The organism is Pedococcus sp. (assembly GCF_036554925.1).
In the GTDB taxonomy this organism is placed as follows: Bacteria; Actinomycetota; Actinomycetes; order Actinomycetales; family Dermatophilaceae; genus Pedococcus_A.
Genome location: NZ_DATBMI010000061.1, coordinates 12392 through 34968, shown reverse-complemented (window position 1 = coordinate 34968; position 22577 = coordinate 12392). Strand labels below are relative to the sequence as shown.

Genomic DNA, 22577 nt, shown 5'->3' with positions numbered 1-22577 from the left:
GCGGCAGCCGCTGTCGCGCGACGACGACGACCCCGACAACGGCGCCCGCGTCTGACTAGCCGTCCAGGCCGGCCCGGCGCTCTGCCTCCACGACGACAGCCTCGCTGACCGCCTCCTCACTGACCGCCTCCTCGCCGGGACCGGGACCACCGGCGCCCACCCGGGCCGGATCGAGCTCGAGGTCGACCCACACCGGCCGGTGGTCGCTCGCCGCCACGAGGTCGGCCTCGGCGAGGGCGACCTCCTCGTGGGGCAGCACGGTCAGCCCCGGAGAGGCGAAGACCACGTCGAGCAGCCGGTGGGGCGCTCGCGCGGGAAACGTCGGTGTCGTCGGGGAGACCAGGCGCATCGGCGCGGCGAAGCGCTTCCAGGCGCCGCCCGTCTCGCCCTCGTTCAGGTCCCCGGCCAGGACGACCGGACCGCCCGGCGCGAGCGTCTCCAGGATCGTGGCGGCGTGCTTCTCCCGTTCGCCGGCGTCGAGGCTCAGGTGCACGCTCGCCACCACGAGCGGCTCGTGACCCGGCGGCCCCACTCGCGCCACGGCATACCCGCGGGTCCGCTGCAGGCGGGCCACCCGCAGCCGGTGGTGCCGGGCCTCGGCCACGACGACGCGCAGGGACGTGAACACCGTCGTGCCCCCGCTGCCGCGGTGCCGACCCGACCAGTACATGCCGCAGCGCTGCGCGAAGGCTGCCACGCGGAACGAGGAGAAGAGGCGGCGCGGCACCTCCTGGAGGCACAGCACGTCGGGGTCGATCGCCCGGATGACCCGGGCCGCCGCGGCAGGGTCGTCCTTGAAGTCACGCAGGTTGTACGACGCCACCCGTACGCGGCTCACGCACCCGCCCCCGGCCCGTCGACGTCCGGCAGTGCCTCCTCGGCGCCACTGCGGACCGCCTGGCGTGCGAGGTCCGCGGCACCGATGAGCCCGGCCTCGTTGCCCAGACGCGCCTCGACGATCTCCGCCTCCGGCCGGTAGCCGCGGCCCGTCAGCTGCTTGCGGAAGCGGTCACGGGCCGGCTCGAGGAGCAGCTCGCCGGCAGCGCTGACCCCTCCGCCGATGACGAAGATCCCGGGGTCGAAGGCCGCGGCGAGGTTGGCGATGCCCGTGCCGAGCCAGACCCCGATCTCGGCGAGGAGCTCGATCGCGGTCTGGTCACCCGCGCGGGCCGCCTCGGTGATCAGCGGGCCGCTCAGGTTGGCGGGGTCGCCACCGACGCGCTCGAGGAGGTCGGTGGCCATCGGACTGCCCGCGACCATCAGCGAACGGGCCTCCCGGACGAGGGCGTTGCCCGAGGCGTACTGCTCCCAGCAGCCGCGGTTGCCGCACTCGCACCGGTGGCCACCGGGAACCACCTGCATGTGGCCGAACTCCCCGGCGATGCCGAAACGCCCGCGGGTCACCTGGCCGTTCATGAGCAGCGCCCCGCCGATGCCGGTGCCGAGCGTCACCATCACCATGTGGCTCTCGCCGCGCGCGGCCCCGAAGCGCCACTCCGCCCAGGCCGCGGCGTTCGCGTCGTTGTCGACGAAGATCGGCGCGTCGATGCGGCGCTGGAGCGCGGCCCGCAGCGGCTCGTGCCGCCAGGACAGGTGTGGCGCGAAGACGACGGTCGCGCGGTCGGCGGCCACGAAGCCAGCGGCGCCGATGCCGACGGCGGTGACGACGCCGCCCGCCTCACCACCGCTCGCGGCGACGAGCTCCTCGAACACCTCGACGATGGTGTTCTCGACCACCCCGGGCTTGGTGGAGCGGTGGGGGGTGTGGCGGCGGGCCCGGTGCAGCACCCGTCCAGCGGCATCGACCACGCCGCCGGCCACCTTGGTGCCGCCGATGTCGATCCCGACGGCCAGGCCCTCGGCACCGGGCCCGGTCACGAGCCCGCCGCCTCGGCCCGGCCCGCCGTCACAGCCCTGCCGACGGCTCCGGCGGTCTCGCCGGCTCCCACGGTCTCGCCGGCCCCTCCGGTCCCGACGGCCCCAGCGGTGTCGGCTCGCTCAGGGACGTCGGCCTCGCCGACCCCCTCGGCGGCGAGCGCTGCCGCCCCGATGAGCCCGGCATCGTTGCCGAGGGTGGCCGGCACGATGCGGGCCATCGGCCGGTGGCCGCGACCGGTCAGCTGCCGCGCGTAGGCCGCGCGGATGGGCTCGAGGAGGAGGTCCCCGGCCTCGGCCACGCCACCGCCGATGACGATGAGCTCGGGGTCGAGGATCGCGGCCACGGACGCGGCGCCCTCGCCCACCCAGGTGCCGAGGTCGGCCAGGAGCTCGACCGCCGCCGGGTCGCCGGCCCGGGCGACCTCGGTGACGTCGCGGCCGCGCAGCCTGGCGGGGTCCCCGCCGCAGGCGTCGGAGAGCGCTGCCCCGTGGGGTGTGCCGGACGCGACGACCTCCCGGGCTTCGCGCAGCAGGGCGTTGCCGGAGCCGTACTGCTCCCAGCAGCCCCGGTTGCCGCAGCCGCACCGGATGCCGTTCGGGACCACGCGCATGTGGCCGAGCTCGCCGCCGACGCCGTAGGCACCGCGCAGCAGCCGGGAGTCGTTGACGATCCCGCCCCCGATGCCGGTGCCGACGGTGATGAGCACCATGTCGTCGGCCTCGCGCGCCGCACCGAAGCGGAACTCGCCCCACGCTGCGGCGTTGGCGTCGTTCTCGATCGTGACGGGGTAGTCGACGAGGGCCTCGAGCCGCTGCTTGAGCGGCTCGTCGCGCCAGGCGAGGTTCGGGGCGAACAGCACGTGGGACCCGGTCCGGTTGACGAAGCCGGCGCACGCCACGCCCACCCCGACGACGGCCTGGTCGGTGCCCTCGGCGAGCTCGAGGACGAGGTCGGCCACGTCGCGCGCGATGCGGTCCGGGTCGTGGGCCGGCGTGTCGCGGCGGGCCTCGGCGATGATCTCGCCGTCCGCGGAGACCAGGCCTGCGGCGATCTTGGTGCCGCCGATGTCGAGTCCGATCGTGGCCGTCACGGTGCTGCACTCTCCTGGCTGGTCGAGGTGGTGCTCATCGGGTCGGGGTCGCCGGCGGCGCCGCGAGCGCCGGCGCCGGGTGAGCCGCTGCCGTCCTGGCCGACAGTGCCGTCAGGGCCCACAGCGCCGTCGGTGCCGTCAGCGCGCGGAACATCATCGTCGTCGACGTCGATGTCCTGCACCCGCTGTCCACGGGGTGGCGGCGGCGCAGGGCTCTGCCGCCTCCGCTCGGTCGCGATGTCGCGCAGGGTCCCGGACAGCGCGGCCGCGAGGTCGGCGAGGCGCTCCACGGTCTCGGGGCGCACGGCGCGCAGCAGCGCGATGCCCTGACAGATCGGGCACAGCTGGCACGCCGCGGCCTCGCCGGCGCGTGCCGTCGAGCCACACTGTTCACAGCCCTCGGCCCGCGGCCCGCCCGGCTCGGGCCGTCCACCCGGCACCTCGCCGGCGCCCGGCGCCGTGGCCCCGGGGGCAGCCCCGTGGTCGGTGGCGACCCCCTGTGCCCAGCCGCCGAGGGCCTCGACGAGCCGGGCGGTCTCCTCGGCGACCGAGCCGACCGGCTCGCGCCGGCTGTCGTGGTCAGGCACGGGGCCACACCTCCTCGTCCGGGACAAAGCGCACGCTCAGCAGCCCCTCGCGGACCGAGGCGCCGTGGACCACACATCGTCGCAGGGCAGCGGGCAGCGTCACCACACGACGCTGGTCCCCCACGGCCATGAGGAGCTCGTCGTCACGGCGCTGCAGGCGCACCTCGGCGGCGGTGACCAGCGGAAGGGGAAGCGCCAGGGTGAAGCCCTCGGCCGTGCGGGTGACCGTCGTGCCGCGGTGCGACACGGGTGAGAGGAGGCTCGCGGCATACCCGCCGTCGGGGTCCTGCGCGACCGCGAGCGCATCGAGGGCGTCGGCGCCGATCGGCTCCTGGGACAGGTAGGGCGAGACCACGACCGGCACGGAGGCGAACGACTCGCGAACCTCCTCCAGACCGGTCCGCTGCGCGGCGTTCCACGCGCTCCGCCAGGGGTCCGGGGGGCTGTCGCCGGGGGCGTCCCCCGCCGCGTCGGGGAACACCCGGTTGACGACCACCGCGTCGACGACGAAGCCGTAGAGGCTGAGGGAGGTCCAGGTGCGGCGGGACTCGGCGATGACCACCCGCTCCGGCGTGAGCACGAGCCGCACCGACGTGAGGTCGCTGGTGAGCAGCCGCTGGACCGCTCGCAGGTGGCGGTGCCAGCCGCTGACGACCTCGAGGACCTCGGGCTCCGGCAGGGGCAGGCCGGCAGCCGCCGCGGCGGCGGGACGCAGGGTCCGGATCAGGCCCCGCTGGGCCGGCAGCAGTCGCTCGAGGTGCCAGGCCAGGGCCTCGGGCAGGGCGAGCAGGCGAAGCGTCTCGGCGGTGGGCGCGCAGTCGACGACGACGAGGTCCCAGGGCCCGGACTCGACCTGCGCCCGCAGCTCGAGGAGGGCGGCGATCTCGTCGGCCCCCGGCAGGGTGGTCAGCTCCTCGCCCACCACCGGGTCGATGCCCAGCGTGCCCAGCACCGACAGCAGGTAGTCCTGCACGACCCGCCACGAGCTGTCGAGGCGGTGCGGGGCGCGGATCTGCAGCGCCGACAGCCCGGGCTCCACCTCCACCGGCCCGACGGGCTCTCCGGACAGGTCGACCCCGAGGGCGTCTCCCAGGGAGTGGGCGGCGTCCGTCGACATCACAAGGGTCTTGGTGCCGGAGCGCGCCGCGCGCACGGCCGTGGCCGCGGCGGTGGTCGTCTTGCCGACCCCGCCCTTGCCGGTGAAGAGGATGACGCGCATGCGCGGTGCTGCCGGAGCCGGCCGTCAGCCCTCGACGCGCTTCTTGAGCTCCTTGAGGGCGGTGTCGATGATGACCTTCTCCGCCTTGCGCTTGAGCATGCCCAGCATGGGGATCTTCACGTCGACCGCCAGCCGGTAGGTCACCGTCGTCTGGTCCTTGCCGCTCTCGGTCAGCGTGTAGGAGCCGTTCATGGCCTTCAGGACCCCGGCCTGCACGAGGGACCAGGACACCACGCCGGTGCCGTTGTCCTTGACGTCCCAGTCGTAGTCGAGGACGTAGGTGTCCTTGATCGCGCCGGCGTCCAGGGTGAACTCGACCTGGTCGGCCCAGCCGTCGCCCTCCTCCGTCAGCACGGTGACCGCCTTGACCTCGGTCGCCCACTGCGGGTAGCTCGGGAAGTCGGCGATGACATCGAGGACCTCGCCGGGTGCGGCGGCGATGGCGATGCTGGATTCGGTGCGGTCGGCCATGGGCCGAAGGCTACCCCGAGGGGTGTTCCAGGCAGTCCTTGAGGGAGTGCACGGCGCGCTTCCACCGGAGCCGGTGCCGTGAGGAGACATCCCTCGGTGCGGCGCGCGTGGCCTCGCCTCGCACGTAGTGGTGCACGATCGCGCCGTCCCAGAACGGCTCGATCCACACCTCCATCTCCCCCGCGATGTGACCGCCGACCTTCCAGCGCTGACCCTTCAGCCCGCGGTCGCGGACCAGCTCCAAGGTCAGGTGGGGCCAGAGACGGGCGCGGACGGCTCCGTCGTCGAAGTAGGCACGGATGGCCTCCGGGGAGGCACGGATGTACGTCTCGTCGATGATGTCGATGCGCGTCTGGGCCATGGTGGGTTCACTCGGGTGGAGGGAGGGGACGGTCACACTCCTCCGGCCTCCCCGGGGGAGACTACCGCTGGGTAGAGTGCGGCTGCAGGCCAGCAGACAGCGCGTCGAAGGAGACCCAGTGCAGGACCACGTCGTTCCCCCGCTCGTCGAGCCCACGACCGAGGGAAGCCTGGCCGACCTGCCGGCACGCAACGCCGAGCGCAACCCGAGCCGCGTCGCGTTCTCCCGCAAGGCAGGTGCGCAGTGGGTCGAGGTGACCGCCGCCGAGTTCCACCGCCAGGTCCGGGCCCTCGCGAAGGGCTTCGTCGCCGCCGGCGTCGCTCCTGGCGACCGCGTGGCCATCATGAGCAAGACCCGCTACGAGTGGACGCTCACCGACTTCGCGGTGTGGACCGCCGGGGGCGTCGTCGTCCCCATCTACGAGACGTCGTCACCCGACCAGGTCCGCTGGATCCTCGAGGACTCGGGTGCGGTGGGGATCGTCCTCGAGACGCCCGGCCACGCCGCCACCCTCGACGAGGTGCGCGGCCAGCTCCCCGACGTGCGGCACGTCTGGCAGATCGACGGCGGCGGGCTCGAGACGCTCGCGGCTGACGGAGCCGGGGTGACCGACGCCGACCTCGACGCAGCCCGCTCCGGCATCGACCGCACCTCCATCGCGACGATCATCTACACCTCGGGCACGACCGGCCGGCCCAAGGGCTGCCAGCTGACGCACGACAACTTCATGGCGCTGGCCGAGAACGCCACCAGCCGGCTGGCACAGGTGGTCCTCGCCGACGGGGCGTCGACCCTGCTGTTCCTCCCGCTCGCCCACGTGTTCGCGCGCTTCATCGAGGTCCTGTGCGTGAGCGCCGAGGCCAAGATGGGCCACAGCGCAGACCTGAAGAACCTCCTCGCGGACTTCGCGGAGTTCCGTCCGACGTTCATCCTGTCGGTCCCCCGGGTGTTCGAGAAGATCTACAACTCCGCCGAGCAGAAGGCGACGGCCGAGGGCAAGGGCAAGATCTTCCAGACGGCCGCCGACACCGCGATCGCGTGGTCCACCGCCCTCGACTCCGGCCGTCCGGGGCTGGGTCTGCGGGTCCGCCACGCGATCTTCGACCGGCTCGTCTACTCCAAGCTCCGCGCCGCCATGGGCGGCAACGTGCTGTATGCCGTGTCCGGTGGGGCCCCGCTCGGCACGCGCCTCGGGCACTTCTTCCGCGGGATCGGGGTCACCGTCCTCGAGGGCTACGGCCTGACCGAGACCACCGCGCCCGCCACGGTCAACACCCCCGAGCAGGTCAAGATCGGCACCGTCGGGCCGCCGCTGCCCGGCGTGGGGATCCGGATCGCGGAGGACGGCGAGGTCCTCATCAAGGGCAACAACGTCTTCGCCAGCTACCACAACAACGAGGAGGCCACCTCGGCCGCCGTCAGGGAGGGCTGGTTCCACACCGGCGACCTCGGCGAGCTCGACGACGACGGCTACCTCAAGATCACCGGCCGCAAGAAGGAGCTCCTCGTCACGGCCGGTGGCAAGAACGTCGCGCCGGCCGTGCTCGAGGACCGGCTCCGCGCGCACCCCCTCATCTCCCAGTGCATCGTGGTCGGGGACCAGAAGCCCTTCATCGGCGCGCTGGTGACCCTGGACCCCGAGATGCTGCCGGTCTGGGCCAAGAACAACGGGCTCGACGAGGGCGTCTCGATCGAGGAGGCCCGCACCAGCGAGGTCGTCCTCGCGGAGGTCCAGCGCGCGGTCGACGACGCGAACGCCGCTGTCTCGAAGGCCGAGTCGATCCGCAGGTTCAGCATCCTGAGCACCGACTTCACCGAGGACAACGGCTACCTCACGCCGTCGATGAAGCTGCGGCGCAACATCGTCATGCGGGACTTCGAGGACCAGGTCGAGGCCCTCTACGCGTGACCTCCCTGCGGGACCGTACGGTCTAGCCATGCCCGCTCGACCGCACCCGAGCCAGGCCACCGCCTTCGCGGTGGCCTGGCTCGCGTACTTCACCGCCCTGCAGTGGAGCGTCGTGCGGTTCCGGGTGGCCATCGTGGTGGTCCTCGTGGCGAGTGCGCTCGCCCTGGCCCTCTGGCAGTGGCGCAGGGCACGGGTCGAGCTCGTCCCGCAGGTCACCGCCGCCATGCTCGCCGGCAGCGCCCTGGCGACCCTCACCGTGCCGCTGTTCTCCTACCTCAGCGACTCCGGCCTGGCCCTCGCCTCCACGCTGCTCGTCGCGGGGCCGCTCGGGTCCGCCGCCCTCCTGTGGTCAGGTCGCGAGCGACCGGCGCTGGTGGCGCTGGGCACGACCGTCGTCACGTATGCCGCGGCGGTGGCCACCGCGGTGGTGTCCGACCCCGCACCCAGGATCGACGTGTGGGTCACCCTGCAGCAGGCCAGCGACGCACTCGCCCGCGGGGAGAGCTTCTACGAGGTGGAGTGGACGGGGTCGCCGGGCATCCAGGACGCCTTCACCTACCTCCCGTGGACCGCGGTGCTGCTCGCGCCGGGGCGATGGCTTGCCGGCGACGTCCGCTGGGCCCTTCTGGTGTGGAGCCTCGTCGCTGCCCTCGCGGTCTGGGTCCTCGCGACCCGCCTCCCGCGCGGTCGGGCGGCACAGGGGCCCGGGCCGGCACCGCGCTGGCGCGGTGCCGCCGCCGTGGCGCTGCTGCTGTTCGCCCCCGGGACCCTCACCCAGGCCGACCAGGCGTGGACCGAGCCGCTGCTGCTGGCGGGCCTCCTGTGGTGGGCCGTTCTGGTCGACCGCGGCCGGGCCTGGTGGGCGGTGCTCCCCCTCGCCGTGGCCTGCGCCAGCAAGCAGCACCTCGCGCTGCTGCTCCCCGTCCTGCTGCTCTGGCGTCCGTTCGGCGCCCGCCGCGCCGTCGCGACCGGCGCCGTGACGGGGGTGCTCATCGCGCCGTGGTTCCTGGCCGGTCCGAGCGCCTTCGTCCACGACACCATCACGCTGCTGGTGTCCTTCCACCCCATCCGGTTCGCCAACACCCTCTACCTCCTCGCGCTCAACAGCTTCGGCGTCACGCTCCCCTTCTGGCTGACCGGCCTCGTCGCCCTCGGCACGCTCGCGGGCGTCATGGTGCTCGTGTGGCGTCGGCAGCCCGGCCTGCCCGAGCTGCTGCGCTGGCTGGCCCTGGTCCTGCTCGTCGCGAACCTCGTCAACAAGCAGGCGTTCTACAACCAGTTCTGGCTCGTCGGCGCGCTCGTCGTGGCCTCCCTCGCCCTCCCCCGTGAGGGCGCTCCCGCCGGGTCCGACGGGCGCGTCCACGAGTCGGCGGCGGTCAGCCGGCGCTCCTGAGCGTCAGGGCGGAGGGTCGCGGGGTCCTGGCGCAGACCGGGTCGGTCAGGACTTCCCCTGGGTGCCGCTCCACGCCCGGGCGAGCGCGATGCGCCACACGGGGTCGGGGTGGGTCGCGAACAGTGCGGTCTGCCACCACGTCGGCTCCAGCCTGCTGAGGTTGGCGGTGGCCAGGCCCTGCTGCATGCGCACGAAAGCCTCGGCGTCGCCGGTGACCTCGAGGGCGTGCACGTCGGCCCGCGCCTCCACGTGCCGGCTGATGAGGTTCGTCACCGGTGCCGCGACATACGGCAGGGTCACGGACACGGCGACCGCGAAGGCGGCCGCTCGCGCTGCCCTGCGCCGGCCCGCGCCGATGACCGGCCCGCCCCGGGCGCGACGGCGCAGCAGCCAGGCGGCCGTCAGCACGCCCGCCACGGCCCCGAGCACACCGATCGTCGTGCCGCGGGCGACGTCGTGGCCCACCACGTGGCCGAACTCGTGGCCGATCACGCTCAGCACCGCCTCCGGGTCGCGCTGGGCGCGGGCCAGGGTGGTGTCGTCGAGGACCACGCGGTGGGTGGCGCCGAGGCCCGACACGTGGGCGTTCTCCCCGGTGGTGCGGATCGAGGCGTCCGAGACCAGCACGTCGACGCGCCCGAGCCCGTCGGCCTGCCCCAGGGCCACGACGGCGTCCCGGAAGGCGCCTGCCTGGAGCGGGCGGAAGGTGTTGAAGGCAGGCTCCACCACCAGCGGGTAGGCGAGGGAGCCGACGACGGTGAGCCCGGCCGCGGCACCGGCCAGCGCCCACGGCCACCGGCGGGGGAAGCGCTCGACCACCCACACCCCCGCCGTGATGGCCAGGACCAGGACGAGGGTGCTGATGCCCCAGCCCACCGCCTGGTCCCGCAGCCATCCCGGCCAGGTGTTGGTCGACAGCCCGACGTCGCGGCGCACCCGCTCCGCGTGCCACGCGGCCGGCAGCCCGACGAGAAGGAGCAGCAGCGACGCGGCGGCGACGCTCTGCGCGACCACCAGCGGCCGGGGCCCCCGCCACGGGATGCGGCCGGACCGACGCCAGAACCACCACGCCGCGCCGATGGTGGCCACCACCGTGACGTAGGGCCAGGGTCCGATGGCGTCGCGGTACGCCCGCGCGCGGGCCACCTCTGCGGGCGTGAAGGCAGCGGCGAGGTCGGGTCGCACCGCCGGCGCACCGTCGGGCAGCACCTGCCAGGGCGTGAGGACCGCCACTCCGACACCGAGTGCCACCGTCGCGAGCACAGCCGCAGCGGCGAGCGCCCGGTCGCCTGTCGGCGTTGCAGCGCTGCGCAGAGGTCTCATGGCGCTCTCATGATCGCGCAAGTGCCCTGAGGTAGCCCAGCCAGTCGCGGGTGAACGCCGAGCCGGTCGTGCCCAGCACGTCCCGGAAGGCGGCCTCGGTGTTCGCGGCGGGGTCGCCAGGAGGGTCCTGGGCGGACTCCAGGGTGGCTGCGTGGGTGTAGAAGCGGACGAGCCCCTTCGAGCCGTGGCGGTCGGCGATCAGGCTCACGGCCAGCCAGGCCGCGTTGTAGCTGGGGGCGATCGTCGTGGTGGCTGGGTCGAAGTCGCCCTCCGAGGGCAGCGCTGTGGGGCCCTGCCCTGCCCGCACGCGCTCGAGCAGCTCCGCGGCCACGCGTGCCCGCGGGAGGCCGAGACCGCTGTAGCCGACGTAGTCGGCCATGCCCTCCGAGAGCCAGAGGGGGACGGGGCGGGTGGTGCTGGCGCGGACCGCGACGTGGGTCGTCTCGTGGGTGATGACCACCCTGCGGCCGGCGGGCTGCAGCCGGGCGAGGGCCTCGGGGTTGACCACGACCCGGTCCGCCCCGGCGCGGCCGTCGGCACCGAGGCTCCCGTCGGTCACGGCGGCGACCTGCCCGACGCTGCCGGCGTCCTGGCCGAGCTGTCGGGACATCTGCGCGGCGGTCCTCGGCACCACCAGCACCACCCGGGAGCCCCACGGCTGGGTCCAGACGCGGCTGACCCGCGCCACCGCCTCGTCGCCGAGCCGGAGGTACTCCCGCAGCCGGCTGGCCGGCCCGCTCCCGACGACGAGGGTCGTCCTGCTGCGCACGACCGTGAGGTCCGGCAGGTCCCACAGCTGAGGCTGGCTCCCACCGTCGGAGTCGTCGGCCAGCCGCCAGGCGCTGCCGCGGCGGACCACCGTCAGGTGCGTCTCGAAGCTGCGCTGTCCCGCGTCGTACCCGGCGAGGGAGTAGCGGCCGGAGACCCGGGCGACCCACGCGTCGGGGCCGACCTGGGCCGCGCGCTCCGCAGCCAGGGAGGGCGCCGGCTCGGGCGTGCCATAGGCGAAGGTGCCCAGCGGCAGCCGGGAGAGGTTGTCGAAGAGCTCGAGCTGGCGCAGGCCGAACCCGGATCGCGGGTTGTCCAGGGTGGCGGTGAACCCTGCCCGGTCGCGGGCGAGCACCGCGGCGGCCCGGGCACGCAGCAGGTCCGACAGCGCGCTCTCGCGGGCCAGGGCATCGGGTGTGGTCGGCGCGGGGCTGCTGCTCGCCGCGGGCGGGGCGACCGCGGCCGGGTCGCTGCTGCAGCCGGCGGCCAGGACAGCGACACCGGCCAATGTCGCGGCCACGCCCCTGAGGGCCCTGAGGGCTCGGGGGCGCTGCTGGGCCCAGGGGCCGCCTGGGACTCTCCGGCGCTGGCCTGGGCGGGTCTCCACCCCGCCATCGTAGGCAGCGGGCCCCCGGTCAGCCGACGGCCCGGGCACCGTCCCACGGCTCGCGGCGGGCGCGGAGCCCCACGGCGTCGTCGGCCGCGACCAGGCCCGAGGCCACGAACAGCGTCACCGCGCTGCGCTCCGCCGCATCGAGGGGCAGCTCGGCGCCGGGCACCTCCAGGAGCGCGGCCACCATGCAGTCACCACAGTGCAGCTCCCGGACCGGGCAGGTCGTGCAGTCGATGATCACTGTGATCACCCCTATCTGTTGGCTGCCGTGAACGCTAGGGGCACCCACCGACAGCCCCGGTCCCCGACGGCCCGCCGTGGCGCGCCTGCCCGGGGGTGTCACCGCCGCGGCATACGGTCGGCGCATGCAGATGGTCCAGGGCACCTTCGACGACCTGGGCACCCCGCTCGCGGGTGTCACGTTCGTCGTGGTCGACCTCGAGACCACCGGGGGCAGCCCCGCGGAGTCGCACATCACCGAGATCGGCGCCGTGAAGGTGCGCGGGGGCGAGGTGCTCGGCGAGTTCCAGACGCTGGTCAACCCGCACGTCCCCATCCCGGCCTTCATCCAGGTGCTCACGGGCATCACCGACGCGATGGTCGCCGACGCCCCCCGGATCGAGTCCGCCCTGCCCGCCTTCCTCGAGTTCGCCCGGGGCTCGGTGCTCGTCGCCCACAACGCCCGCTTCGACGTCTCGTTCCTCAAGGCGGCCGCCGCGCAGACCGGCGTCAGGTGGCCCGGGTTCGAGGTCCTCGACACCGTCCTCCTCGCCCGTCAGCTCGTCCCCCGCGACGAGGCCCGCAACCACAAGCTTTCGACGCTCGCGGCGCTCTTCGGCTCGCCGACCACCCCCGACCACCGGGCGCTGCACGACGCGCGGGCCACCGTCGACGTCCTGCACGCCCTCATCGGGCGGGTCGGCGGCCTCGGCGTCCACACCCTCGAGGAGCTCAGCAGCTACACCTCCCGCGTCGCCCCCGCCACACGGCGCAAGCGCTACCTCGCCGAGGACCTCCCGTCCGCCCCGGGCGTCTACCTCTTCAAGGACGGCCACGGCCGGGTGCTCTACGTCGGCACCTCGGTCAACATCCGCGCCCGCGTGCGCACCTACTTCACCGCCTCCGAGCAGCGCACGCGCATGGCCGAGATGGTCCGGCTCGCGGAGAGCGTCACACCGGTCGTCTGCGCGACGCCCCTGGAGGCGGAGGTGCGCGAGCTGAGGCTCATCGCCGAGCACCGCCCGCGGTACAACCGCCGCTCCAAGGCTCCCGAGCGCGCCGTGTGGGTCAAGCTCACCGTCGAGGCGTTCCCGCGCCTGAGCATCGTGCGCGAGGTCCGCGACGACGGCGCGCGCTACATCGGCCCGTTCGGCGCGCGGTCGAGCGCCGAGGCCGCCGTGGCCGCCGTCCACGAGGTGATCCCGCTGCGGCAGTGCGTGCAGCGGCTCTCCCCCGCGCGGCCCGTCGGCGCCTGCGCGCTGTTCGAGATGGGCCGCTGCGGAGCCCCCTGCTCCGGGGCCCAGAGCCTGGAGGCGTATGCCGCGGTGGCGGCGGAGGCGGTCCTCGCCCTCTCGGGCGACAGCCGGGGCATCGTGACGGCGCTGCGCGCCCGCATGCTCGCGCTGGCCGAGCAGGAGCGTTTCGAGGACGCCGGGGCGCTGCGCGACCGGCTGATCGCCCTGGTCCGCGGGATGGCACGCACCCAGCGGATCGCACCCCTCGCCGGGAGTGCCGAGGTGGTGGCCGCCCGTCCGGCTGCCAGCGGCGGCTGGGAGCTGGTGTGCGTGCGCCACGGCCGGCTGGCGGGCACCAGCGTGGCGCCGAGGGGCGCCGACCCGATGCCGTACGTCGCGGCGCTGCGCGACAGCGCCGAAGTGGTGACGGCCGCCCCGCTGCCCGCTCCAGCCGCCTGGCCGGAGGAGACCGAGAAGATCCTGCGCTGGCTGGAGGCCCCCGGGGTGCGGATCGTCGACCTCGACGGGGTGTGGACCTGCCCCGTCGGCGGCGCCGGGATGGCCCGCGCCGAGCTCGAGCCGCAGTACGCCGGCCGCCACGAGGCGGCCGGCTTCGTCGCCGCCTCCTGACCGTACGGCTAGATTGGCCCCCGTGATCTCCGCCATCGTCCTCATCAACGCCGACGTCGCCCGGATCCCCGAGGTCGCCCAGGCCATCGCCGAGCTCGACGGGGTCAGCGAGGTCTACTCCGTGGCCGGCGACGCCGACCTGATCGCGATGGTGCGGGTGCGGGCCCACGAGGACCTCGCCGACGTCATCGCCGACCGCCTCAACAAGGTCCCCGGCGTCACGGGCACCTCGACCCACATCGCGTTCCGCACCTACTCCAGGCACGACCTCGAGGCGGCTTTCAGCCTCGGACTCGACGAGTAGCCGGCATCGCCCGCGGATCTGGGTACTAGTCCTCATCCGCCGCGGCCGTGGCCGCTGGACACTCCTGCCAGAGGGCGCCGCCGCGCCCCGAGCCGTGGAGGTCACGATGGCCACAGTCCCCTGCCCGTCCTGCCAGGAGCCGTTGCCCGAGGGTGGCGCGAGTGCCTGCCCGCACTGTCACCTCCCGCTCACCGGGCCACTGGCCGTACGCCTCTGGCAGGTCGACCAGTCGATGGCCGCCATGCGGAGTGAGCGCGAGGGGCTCATCGCCGCCCTGCGCGAACGCTCCACCTCGACCGCTGGTGCCCCTGGCCCCGCCGGTCCGGCGGTCGAGACCGCCGCCGCTGCCGCCGTCTCCAGCCAGGCTGGGCTGCCTGCCAGGGCCCGACGGCCGCGCTGGAGTGGGCAGCAGGCACTGCTCGCGGTCGGCGTGCTCCTGCTGCTCGTGGCGGCGGTGGTCTTCCTGGCCGTGGCGTGGGACCGCATCGGCGTGGTGGGGCAGGTGGCCGCGATGGGCGTGCTGACCGCGACCACCGGCTGCACCGCCCTGTGGCTGTCCCGCCGTGGCCTCGACAGCAGCGCCGAGGCCGTCGGCGCGCTCACGGCCGGCCTGCTCCTGCTGGACGTCGCCGCTGCGCGCACCCTCGGCCTGGGAGCCTTGGAGCTCGTCGACGGACGCTCGTATGCCGCTGCCGCGGGCCTCGCGGTCGCCGTGGCACTCGCCGCCATGCACGTGCGTGACCGGGCCATCGCCGCCTTCGCGGTCGGCTCCCTCGCCGCGGCCTGCTGGGCATGGAGCGGAGTGCTGGGCTGGGCGACGGACACCTCGGCGGCGATCGCCGCGGTCGCGCTGGTCGGTGCGCTGCTGTTCGCCGCCGCGGCGCTCTGGCTGCCCCGGCGCCTGGCGCTCGTGCGGAAGGGTGCGACCGTCCCAGCCGTCCTGTGGCTGGTCCTCTCCGTCGCCGCCGCCCTCAGCGGGGCGCTCATCGACGAGGTTCCCGGCGACGGCCTGACCGGCGAGGAGGGCGCCGCCATCGTCGTGCTCGCCGTCATTGCGGGCGGCGGCTACGTTGCGCTGCGTCTCCTGGTGGCCAACCAGCGTCGTGGGGGCACGGTCCGGGCTGCCGAAGCAGGCGGACAGGCTGGCCACCGCGCCGACCAGGCACCGGCCGGGACCGACTGGGGCGCCCACCCCCTCTCCCTGCGCTGGCTCCCCGCGGGTGTGCTGGCGTCGGCGGTCACCGTCTCGGGCCCCTCGGCCGTGGCGGGGGTCGGCTGGCAGGCCGGGGCCACCGTCGCCGCCGTGAGCGCGGTCGCGCTCGCCGTCCTGGTCGGTGCAGTGGTCTGGCTGCGGCCAATGGGAGACACCGTCACCGCCGCCTGGTTCGAGTCGATGGGCGGACTGGCCCTCGTCGGAACGGTCGCCTCGGCGGTCAGGGCCGACTCGACCCTGGCCGAGTCCATCACCCTCGCCGCCGTCGCGGCGACGGCGGCGGTCGTGGCCCTCCGGCTGCCCGCGATGCGGGTCGCCGCGTCGGCGGTCGGCGTGCTCGCCGCGGCGGGCAGTCTCGGCCTGGGCGGTGACCTGGTCTCCGACGGCGCCAGGGTGGCGGGCCTTGCCGTCGCAGCCGTGACCGCGGCCGCCCTCGCCGCCTCCCGCAGGGGGCAGCCGGAGGAGGCTGCGCTGGGCGTGACGGCCGCGGTCGTGTTCGGCCTGGCCCAGGTCTCAGCCGTGGCCGAGGCCTGGCCGTATGCCGTGGCAGCACTCTGCGGCCTCGAGGGACTCATCGCGACGCTCTACGCCACCCTGCGTGGGCGCCGCCCCGTCGTCGTGATCGGGGTGGTGGCCTGGACGGCCATGGTCTGGGTCCTTCTGGGGGAGGCCCAGGTCGCCACCCTGGAGGCCTACACCCTGCCGCTCGCCGCGCTCGCCCTCGCTGCCGGGCTCTGGCTGCGCCGCCCCGCAGGGCTGTCGTCCTGGCTCAGCGTGGGCCCAGCTGCCGCCGTCGCGCTGCTGCCGTCCGCGCTGGCCGCGATGGATGACCCCGGGCTGGTGCGGCCGCTGCTCACGGTCGTCGCCGGGGCCGGCACGCTCGCCGTCGGTGTGGCGCTGCGGTGGCAGGCGCTCGTCGTCCTCGGCACCGTCGCCACCGTCCTGGTCGCGTTCGGCCAGCTCGCCCCCTACGCCCTCGGCGTGCCGCGGTGGATCACCCTCGGGGTGACCGGGGCCGTGCTGCTGGCGCTGGGAGCACGTTACGACCGGCGCCGCAGCGACGCCCAGCGCGTCGCGCAGTGGCTGTCCACCTTGCACTGAGCCCATCCCGTTCCCGCCCAACAGGGCCGGCACGCCCGGGCGGGCCCGTCCGCCGCCCGCCCAACCGGGGCGGGCCCGCCGGGTACTAGAGGTCGGCGCTCTGGCTGGTCCGCGCCCAGCGCTCCAACAGCTTGGTCGCGTCCCCCGAGTCCAGGGCTGCCTCGGCCCGGTCCATCCCGGCACGGACGCCCGCCAGCCAGGCGTCGTGGCCCTCCCCGGCGTCGGCGGTGGCCAACGACAGTGCGAGGCCGGCGTTCAGCACCACGGCATCGCGGACCGGAGACCGCTCCCCCGCGAGGACCCTGCGGGCCACGTCGGCGTTGTAGGTCGCGTCGGCGCCGCGCAGCGTCTCGAGCGGGTTCAGCGGGAGCCCGAGGGAGCGGGGGTCGAGCTGGTGCTCGCGCACCTGCCCGTCCCTGACCCACCACACGTGCGAGGTGGTGCTGATGGTCAGCTCGTCGAGGCCGTCGTCGCCGCGGAAGACGGCAGCGTCGGTGCCCCTCCCGGCGAACACGCCCGCCATGAGCGGTGCCAACCGCGCGTGGGCGACGCCCACGGCGGTGTACGTCGGACGGGCCGGGTTGGTGAGCGGACCGAGCACGTTGAAGGCGGTGGGGATGCCGAGGTCGCGGCGGGCCTCCGCGGCATACCGCATCGACGGGTGGAAGGCCTGCGCGAAGCAGAAGGTGATGCCGGTGGACTCGGCCACGCGCACGACCTGGTCGGGGCTCAGGGTGAGGTTGACCCCGAGGGCCTCGAGCACGTCGGCCGAACCGGAGGAGGACGACGCCGCCCGGTTGCCGTGCTTGACGACCCGGATCCCGCACGCCGCGATGACGATGGAGGCCATCGTCGAGATGTTGACGGTGTGGGCCCGGTCGCCGCCGGTGCCCACGATGTCCAGGCTGGGGCCGGCCACGTCGATGCGGTTGGCGTGCTCGAGCATGACGTCGGCGAGGCCACGCAGCTCGTCGACGCTCTCGCCCTTGGCGCGCAGGGCCACCAGAAAGCCGGCCAGCCGCGCCGGCGAGGCCTCGCCCGACATCACCTGCTCCATGGCCCAGGAGGCCGCCTCGGTGCTGAGGTCCTCGCCGGCCAGCAGGGAGGAGAGCAGGTCAGGCCAGGTGAACGTCCCGGCGGTGCCCACAGTCAGGCCGTGGTGGTGCGCCCGCGGCGCGCGAGCTCGGCCACGGCCGCCGACAGGGCGATCGGGTCGAGGGGGTGCGGCACGGCGAGGTCGGCCAGCGACCAGGTCGCGAGCCAGCCGTCCTGGGGCCGGCCGGTCAGGACCAGGATGGGGGGGCAGTTGTAGATCTCGCTCTTGAGCTGTCGACACAGGCCCAGGCCGCCGACCGGGGTCGCCTCGCCGTCGAGGACGAGGACGTCGAACGAGCCGTTCTCGACAGCCTCGATGACCGCGGCGGCGGTGGCGCACTCGCGCCAGGACGTCACCTCGACGTCGCGCGCCGGGCGACGCCCGACGTTCACCCGGACGGCGTCACGGATGGTGCGGTCATCGCTGTAGAGCAGCACCGAGATCTGGCGGGCCGAGGAACCTGCGGCGGCGGGGGTCGACGCTGCGGTTGCGTGCGGAGCGGTCATGCCCCGATCGTAGCGGTGGCCGATTTCCGCGCCGCGCCGCACCCGATGGGGGGTCGCCGGTGTGCCGCGTGTCGAATGTGGCAATAATGGCGCACGTGGCGACAGCATCTGCAGTGCACTCAGAATCCCCCGTCCCGGCGCGGACCATCCCCGGTCACGGGCCGGTCACCCGGCCGAACATGGTCTCGGTGGGCACGATCGTCTGGCTCTCCAGTGAGCTGATGTTCTTCGCGGGCCTCTTCGCGATGTACTTCACCATCCGAGGCGTGGAGCCCGAGCTGTGGGACGAGCGCACCGCGATGCTCAACATCCCCTTCGCCACCGCCAACACCCTGATCCTGGTGATCTCCTCGGTCTGGTGCCAGCTCGGCGTCCACGCCGCGGAGCACGGCAAGGGCCACCGGGGCAGCGCCCGTCTGTGGCAGGTCAGCGCGTGGGGCATGCGCGAGTGGTACGTCGTCACCTACATCTTCGGCGCCGTGTTCATCGCGGGGCAGGTCCTCGAGTACGCGACGCTCGTCTCCGAGGGGGTCTCGCTCTCCTCCGACCCGTACGGCTCGGTCTTCTACCTGACGACGGGCTTCCACGGCCTGCACGTCACTGGTGGCCTCCTCGCCTTCCTGCTCATCATCGGCCGCACCTTCACCACCCGGACGTACACCCACAACCAGGCCGCCGGCGCCGTGGTCACGTCCTACTACTGGCACTTCGTCGACGTCGTGTGGATCGCCCTGTTCGCCACGATCTACCTGCTGCGGTGAGAGCCATCCGTCCCCTCCCCCCGATCCGAATCCCCCGACGACAGCACACGCTCAGGAGCGCACTGTGAACGCACTGGCCGCCCGCCGCCGGCACCCGGCCGCCATCGCCCTCCTCCTCCTGGTGGGCCTCCTGGTGACCGGGGCGGCCTACGCTGCCCTGGCGCCCAAGCCGGCACAGGCCTCCACCACGAGCGCCGCGCAGGTCGAGGAGGGCAAGAAGCTCTTCCTCGCCAACTGCTCCTCCTGCCACGGACTCGGCGCCGAGGGCACCGAGGACGGCCCGAACCTCGCGGGCGTCGGCGCCGCCGCGGTCGACTTCCAGGTCGGCACCGGCCGTATGCCGATGGCCGCCCCGGGGGTGCAGGCCCCCCGCACGGAGCGGGTCAAGTTCACCGACGAGCAGATCGCCGCGATGGCTGCCTACGTGGCCTCGCTGGCCCCCGGCCCGGCCGTTCCCGAGGCGGAGTACGCCTCCGGCGAGGGCGGCGACGTCGCCCGGGGTGGGGAGCTGTTCCGCGTCAACTGCGCCATGTGCCACAACTTCGCCGGGTCCGGAGGCGCGCTGACCCGTGGCAAGTACGCCCCCGCCCTGCGCGACATCGAGGGCAAGCACATCTACGAGGCGATGGCGACCGGCCCGCAGTCGATGCCCGTCTTCAACGACACCAACATCAGCCCCGAGGGCAAGAACGACATCATCGCCTTCCTCCACTCGATCGACGAGCAGGAGAACCCCGGCGGCATGGCCCTGGGCAACCTCGGCCCGGTGTCCGAGGGCCTGTTCATCTGGGTCTTCGGCCTTGGCATCATGATCGGCTTCGCCGTCTGGCTCGGGCAGAAATCGGCCTGATGCCCCCCGCACGCGTCCACTGCGAATCGACAGGATCGACCACACGATGAACGAACACGGCACTGAGCACGGCGGCACGGTCGCCGACGTCAGCCCCGACGAGGACGGCTTCGGCCGCACCGCGGTGCGCCTCGACCAGGGCCACGTCGAGGGCACCGGCCGGCTGCCGGCCAGGTTCGAGAACCCCGGCCTCCCGCCGCACGTCCCGCGCGCCGCCGACCTCGACGAGGCTGCGGCCAAGCGGGCCGAGAAGCAGGTCGCCACCCTGTTCGGGGTCTCCATGCTCGGCACGCTGGTCTTCATCGTGGCGTACTTCGCGATCCCGATGGAGTCCCAGGTCTTCCTCCCCGGCATCGGCAAGGCCAACCTGTCCAACGTCGTCCTGGGTGTCTCCCTCGGCCTGGGCCTGCTCGGCATCGGTGTCGGCGCGGTCCACTGGGCCAAGACGCTGATGCCCGACACCGAGGTCGTGGAGGAGCGCCACCCGCTCCGCTCGGCCGACGCGGCCCGCGGCGGCTTCGTCAAGACGCTGATGACCGGCGGCACCGAGGCCCAGCTCGACCGGCGCCCCCTCATCAAGTACAGCCTCGGCGGGGCGCTCGGCCTGTTCGCCCTCCCGATGGTGCTCCAGGTCGCGGGCAGCCTCGGCCCGCTGCCCAAGGACGAGCTCAGCAAGACCATGTGGAAGAAGGGCGACCGCCTCGTGCGCGACCCCGAGCGCACCGCGATCAAGGCCTCCGACGTGACCATCGGCTCGGTCTTCCACGTCCTTCCGGAGTCGATCAAGGACTCGCACCACGTCCTCGAGGACAAGGCCAAGGCCGCGGTCCTCCTCATGCGCCTCGAGCCCGACGACATCAAGGTCGCCAAGGCACGCGACTGGGGCTACGAGGGCATCGTCGCCTACTCCAAGATCTGCACGCACGTGGGCTGCCCCGTCGGCCTCTACGAGCAGCAGACCCACCACCTGCTGTGCCCGTGTCACCAGTCGACCTTCGACGTGACGCAGGACTGCAAGGTCATCTTCGGCCCGGCGAAGCGCCCGCTCCCGCAGCTGAAGATCACTGTTGACGCCGAGGGTTACCTGGTGGCCGACGCCCCGTTCCAAGAGGCGGTCGGCCCGAGCTTCTGGGAGCGTGGATGAGCACCACCGAACACACCGCCACGGGCGCAGACCGCCTGCGTGCCAACGACCCCGAGCCCCAGGAGCCCGTCAGCCCCGGCCTGAAGAAGGTCGGCGGCGTCGCCGGCTGGGTCGACGACCGCACCGGCGCTGCCAAGGGCGTCGGCTACCTCATGAAGAAGGTCTTCCCCGACCACTGGTCCTTCATGCTGGGCGAGGTGGCCATGTACTCCATGATCATCTGCCTGCTGACCGGTGCGTTCCTGACCTTCTGGTTCGTGCCCAGCGCCGGCCAGGTGGAGTACGACGGCTCGTACCTCCCGCTGCGCGGCGTCATGATGTCCGAGGCCTACGCCTCGACCCTGGACATCTCGTTCGACATCCGCGGCGGGCTGATCATCCGCCAGATCCACCACTGGGCGGCCCTGCTGTTCATCGTGGCGATCAACGTGCACATGATGCGCGTCTTCTTCACCGGGGCGTTCCGCAAGCCGCGCGAGCTCAACTGGCTCATCGGCGCGCAGCTCTCGATGCTGGCGCTCGTGGAGGGCTTCGCGGGCTACTCGCTCCCCGACGACCTGCTCTCCGGCACGGGCCTGCGGGCGGCTGAGGGCTTCATGCGCTCCGTCCCGGTCCTCGGCAGCTACCTGTCGTACTTCGTGTTCGGCGGCCCCTTCCCGGGCGAGGCGATCATCCCGCGCCTGTACTCCGTGCACGTGCTGCTGCTGCCCGCGATCCTGGTGGGCCTCTTCACCGCCCACATCGTGCTCGTGGCGGTGCAGAAGCACACCCAGTTCCCCGGGCCGGGCCGCACCAACGAGAACGTCGTCGGCTACCCGGTCATGCCCGTGTATGCCGCCAAGGCCGGTGGGTTCTTCTTCATCGTCTTCGGTGTCGTGGCCCTCATGTCGGCGCTGGTGACCATCAACCCGATCTGGGCGTACGGTCCGTACGACCCCTCGCCCGTGACGGCCGGCTCACAGCCGGACTGGTACATGGGCTTCGCGGACGGCGCCCTGCGCCTGCTCCCGGGCTGGCTCGAGTTCGAGGCGCTCGGCTTCACGTTCAGCTTCAACGTCATGATCGGCGCCATCCTGCTGATCCCGGTGATGTACGGGCTGATCAGCATCTACCCGTTCCTGGAAGAGTGGGTCACCGGTGACAAGCGCGAGCACCACCTGCTCGACCGCCCGCGCAACAACCCCACGCGTACGGGCATCGGCATGGCCGGTATCGCCGCCTACGCCGTGCTGATGTTCGCGGCAGGCAACGACCTCATGGCGATCAAGCTGGGGCTGTCGATCAACGACATCACCATCTTCCTGCGCGCGGCGTTCTTCATCGCTCCTCCGGTCGCCTTCTGGATCACGAAGCGGATCTGCCTGAGCCTGCAGCGCCGCGACCGCGACCTGGTCCTGCACGGACGGGAGACCGGCCGCATCATCCGCACCGCCGAGGGCCGCTTCTTCGAGAAGCACGAGCCGGTCGACGCCTACACGCGCTGGAACCTCGTGCAGCACGAGCAGCACCAGCCGCTGCAGCTCGAGGCCGGTGTCGACGAGAACGGCGTGGCCTCCCCCACCGCCCGCAAGGACCGCCTCCGCGCGAAGGTCTCGCAGTTCTACTTCGGCGACCGCGTCGAGCCGGTCACCCCGGCCGAGCTCGAGGCGGCCCACCACGACGGCCACCACGCCGAGGCGATCGAGCACGAGCCGCGCGGTGGCGCCCCGCTCGTCGAGGTCGGCTCCGGTGAGAACCCGGACGGCGAGGACGGCCAGCACCGCTGACCCGAGCCACCCTCAGGTGTGCCGCGTGGTCCCGGACCACGCGGCACACCTGTGTCCGGGGTCACGCGGCACACCCTGTGTCGGGGCGGCGCGGCGCAGCTGCGTCCGGGCCCGGGAGCGGGGCGCCGGGCGGCCGGCA

Annotated in this window: 21 protein-coding genes; 9 read left to right on the top strand and 12 right to left on the bottom strand. The window is 73.5% G+C overall.

The genetic code is table 11. The features are described 5' to 3' along the window. Window positions 1-55: 55 nt before the first annotated feature. From VIB11_RS04975 to VIB11_RS04945, 7 genes are read right to left on the bottom strand one after another with little or no spacing between them, the layout of a single operon-like run. Window positions 56-838 (bottom strand): endonuclease/exonuclease/phosphatase family protein, encoded by a 783-nt coding sequence (locus tag VIB11_RS04975; RefSeq protein WP_332028943.1) that lies wholly within the window; start codon window positions 836-838, stop codon window positions 56-58. Continuing rightward, window positions 835-1878, bottom strand: a complete 1044-nt coding sequence (locus VIB11_RS04970) for an ROK family glucokinase (RefSeq protein WP_332028941.1) — start codon at window positions 1876-1878, stop codon at window positions 835-837. Before VIB11_RS04970 ends, VIB11_RS04975 begins: the two co-directional genes overlap by 4 nt. Then, window positions 1875-2969, bottom strand: coding sequence for an ROK family glucokinase (locus VIB11_RS04965; RefSeq protein ID WP_332028939.1), 1095 nt, complete (start codon window positions 2967-2969; stop codon window positions 1875-1877). Before VIB11_RS04965 ends, VIB11_RS04970 begins: the two co-directional genes overlap by 4 nt. After that, window positions 2966-3556 (bottom strand): hypothetical protein, encoded by a 591-nt coding sequence (locus VIB11_RS04960; protein ID WP_332028937.1) that lies wholly within the window; start codon window positions 3554-3556, stop codon window positions 2966-2968. The genes VIB11_RS04965 and VIB11_RS04960 overlap by 4 nt, the downstream gene beginning before the upstream one ends. Continuing rightward, entirely contained in the window at window positions 3549-4775 is a 1227-nt protein-coding gene (locus tag VIB11_RS04955; RefSeq protein ID WP_332028935.1) for an ArsA family ATPase, read from the bottom strand. Before VIB11_RS04955 ends, VIB11_RS04960 begins: the two co-directional genes overlap by 8 nt. A 24-nt stretch (window positions 4776-4799) precedes the next feature. After that, window positions 4800-5246: an SRPBCC family protein gene (locus tag VIB11_RS04950; RefSeq protein WP_332028933.1), complete on the bottom strand. Its 447-nt coding sequence runs from the start codon at window positions 5244-5246 to the stop codon at window positions 4800-4802. A 10-nt stretch (window positions 5247-5256) separates the two neighbouring features. After that, window positions 5257-5607 carry a hypothetical protein gene (locus VIB11_RS04945; protein ID WP_332028931.1) on the bottom strand — a complete coding sequence of 117 codons (351 nt, stop codon included), beginning with the start codon at window positions 5605-5607 and terminating at the stop codon, window positions 5257-5259. A 118-nt stretch (window positions 5608-5725) separates the two neighbouring features. On the opposite strand from VIB11_RS04945, the gene VIB11_RS04940 reads away from it, so the two are divergent. Both VIB11_RS04940 and VIB11_RS04935 read left to right on the top strand, forming a co-directional pair. Beyond that, window positions 5726-7516: an AMP-dependent synthetase/ligase gene (locus VIB11_RS04940; RefSeq protein ID WP_332028929.1), complete on the top strand. Its 1791-nt coding sequence runs from the start codon at window positions 5726-5728 to the stop codon at window positions 7514-7516. Window positions 7517-7544: 28 nt separating this feature from the next. After that, on the top strand, window positions 7545-8909 hold the full coding sequence (locus VIB11_RS04935; protein ID WP_332028927.1) for a hypothetical protein: 1365 nt from the start codon (window positions 7545-7547) through the stop codon (window positions 8907-8909). Between the two features lie 45 nt (window positions 8910-8954). Here the strand turns inward: VIB11_RS04935 and VIB11_RS04930 are convergent, their stop codons facing one another. The 3 genes from VIB11_RS04930 to VIB11_RS04920 form a co-directional block, all read right to left on the bottom strand. After that, complete coding sequence (locus VIB11_RS04930; RefSeq protein WP_332028925.1) at window positions 8955-10232, bottom strand: M48 family metalloprotease; 1278 nt, start codon at window positions 10230-10232, stop codon at window positions 8955-8957. 7 nt (window positions 10233-10239) lie between these two features. After that, window positions 10240-11520 (bottom strand): hypothetical protein, encoded by a 1281-nt coding sequence (locus tag VIB11_RS04925; protein WP_332028923.1) that lies wholly within the window; start codon window positions 11518-11520, stop codon window positions 10240-10242. Between the two features lie 115 nt (window positions 11521-11635). Further along, on the bottom strand, window positions 11636-11863 hold the full coding sequence (locus VIB11_RS04920) for a hypothetical protein (RefSeq protein WP_332028921.1): 228 nt from the start codon (window positions 11861-11863) through the stop codon (window positions 11636-11638). 115 nt (window positions 11864-11978) lie between these two features. Here VIB11_RS04920 and VIB11_RS04915 point away from each other — a divergent pair, with 115 nt between their 5' ends. The 3 genes from VIB11_RS04915 to VIB11_RS04905 all read left to right on the top strand — a co-directional run bounded on the left by VIB11_RS04915 (window position 11979) and on the right by VIB11_RS04905 (window position 16315). Next, a complete protein-coding gene (locus VIB11_RS04915; RefSeq protein ID WP_332028920.1) occupies window positions 11979-13697 on the top strand; it encodes a DEDD exonuclease domain-containing protein in 1719 nt (572 codons plus the stop codon). A 22-nt stretch (window positions 13698-13719) separates the two neighbouring features. Then, on the top strand, window positions 13720-14001 hold the full coding sequence (locus VIB11_RS04910; RefSeq protein ID WP_332028918.1) for an Lrp/AsnC ligand binding domain-containing protein: 282 nt from the start codon (window positions 13720-13722) through the stop codon (window positions 13999-14001). A 106-nt stretch (window positions 14002-14107) separates the two neighbouring features. Then, window positions 14108-16315 carry an SCO7613 C-terminal domain-containing membrane protein gene (locus tag VIB11_RS04905; RefSeq protein ID WP_332028916.1) on the top strand — a complete coding sequence of 736 codons (2208 nt, stop codon included), beginning with the start codon at window positions 14108-14110 and terminating at the stop codon, window positions 16313-16315. Between the two features lie 85 nt (window positions 16316-16400). Here VIB11_RS04905 and trpD read toward each other — a convergent pair whose 3' ends face one another. Then, window positions 16401-17462 (bottom strand): anthranilate phosphoribosyltransferase, encoded by a 1062-nt coding sequence (trpD, locus tag VIB11_RS04900; RefSeq protein ID WP_332028914.1) that lies wholly within the window; start codon window positions 17460-17462, stop codon window positions 16401-16403. A gap of 2 nt (window positions 17463-17464) precedes the next feature. After that, on the bottom strand, window positions 17465-17917 hold the full coding sequence (locus VIB11_RS04895) for a hypothetical protein (RefSeq protein ID WP_332028912.1): 453 nt from the start codon (window positions 17915-17917) through the stop codon (window positions 17465-17467). Between the two features lie 86 nt (window positions 17918-18003). On the opposite strand from VIB11_RS04895, the gene VIB11_RS04890 reads away from it, so the two are divergent. The 4 genes from VIB11_RS04890 to VIB11_RS04875 all read left to right on the top strand — a co-directional run bounded on the left by VIB11_RS04890 (window position 18004) and on the right by VIB11_RS04875 (window position 22438). After that, a complete protein-coding gene (locus VIB11_RS04890) occupies window positions 18004-18678 on the top strand; it encodes a heme-copper oxidase subunit III (protein WP_332028911.1) in 675 nt (224 codons plus the stop codon). Between the two features lie 64 nt (window positions 18679-18742). Beyond that, a complete protein-coding gene (locus VIB11_RS04885; protein ID WP_332028909.1) occupies window positions 18743-19528 on the top strand; it encodes a c-type cytochrome in 786 nt (261 codons plus the stop codon). A gap of 46 nt (window positions 19529-19574) precedes the next feature. Next, window positions 19575-20672 carry a ubiquinol-cytochrome c reductase iron-sulfur subunit gene (locus VIB11_RS04880; RefSeq protein ID WP_332028907.1) on the top strand — a complete coding sequence of 366 codons (1098 nt, stop codon included), beginning with the start codon at window positions 19575-19577 and terminating at the stop codon, window positions 20670-20672. Continuing rightward, the gene (locus tag VIB11_RS04875) at window positions 20669-22438 is read left to right on the top strand and encodes a ubiquinol-cytochrome c reductase cytochrome b subunit (RefSeq protein ID WP_332028905.1); all 1770 of its coding nucleotides are present in this window, start codon (window positions 20669-20671) and stop codon (window positions 22436-22438) included. Before VIB11_RS04880 ends, VIB11_RS04875 begins: the two co-directional genes overlap by 4 nt. The last annotated feature ends 139 nt before the right edge of the window (window positions 22439-22577 follow it).

Bases quoted from the DNA above. Each gene is read 5' to 3' on its own strand.
- VIB11_RS04895 (WP_332028912.1), bottom strand. From the start codon at position 17,917: ATGACCGCTCCGCACGCAACCGCAGCGTCGACCCCCGCCGCCGCAGGT.
- VIB11_RS04945 (WP_332028931.1), bottom strand. From the start codon at position 5,607: ATGGCCCAGACGCGCATCGACATCATCGACGAGACGTACATCCGTGCC.
- VIB11_RS04955 (WP_332028935.1), bottom strand. From the start codon at position 4,775: ATGCGCGTCATCCTCTTCACCGGCAAGGGCGGGGTCGGCAAGACGACC.
- VIB11_RS04905 (WP_332028916.1), top strand. From the start codon at position 14,108: ATGGCCACAGTCCCCTGCCCGTCCTGCCAGGAGCCGTTGCCCGAGGGT.
- VIB11_RS04880 (WP_332028907.1), top strand. From the start codon at position 19,575: ATGAACGAACACGGCACTGAGCACGGCGGCACGGTCGCCGACGTCAGC.
- VIB11_RS04890 (WP_332028911.1), top strand. From the start codon at position 18,004: ATGGCGCACGTGGCGACAGCATCTGCAGTGCACTCAGAATCCCCCGTC.
- VIB11_RS04875 (WP_332028905.1), top strand. From the start codon at position 20,669: ATGAGCACCACCGAACACACCGCCACGGGCGCAGACCGCCTGCGTGCC.
- VIB11_RS04950 (WP_332028933.1), bottom strand. From the start codon at position 5,246: ATGGCCGACCGCACCGAATCCAGCATCGCCATCGCCGCCGCACCCGGC.
- VIB11_RS04935 (WP_332028927.1), top strand. From the start codon at position 7,545: ATGCCCGCTCGACCGCACCCGAGCCAGGCCACCGCCTTCGCGGTGGCC.
- VIB11_RS04915 (WP_332028920.1), top strand. From the start codon at position 11,979: ATGCAGATGGTCCAGGGCACCTTCGACGACCTGGGCACCCCGCTCGCG.
- VIB11_RS04930 (WP_332028925.1), bottom strand. From the start codon at position 10,232: ATGAGACCTCTGCGCAGCGCTGCAACGCCGACAGGCGACCGGGCGCTC.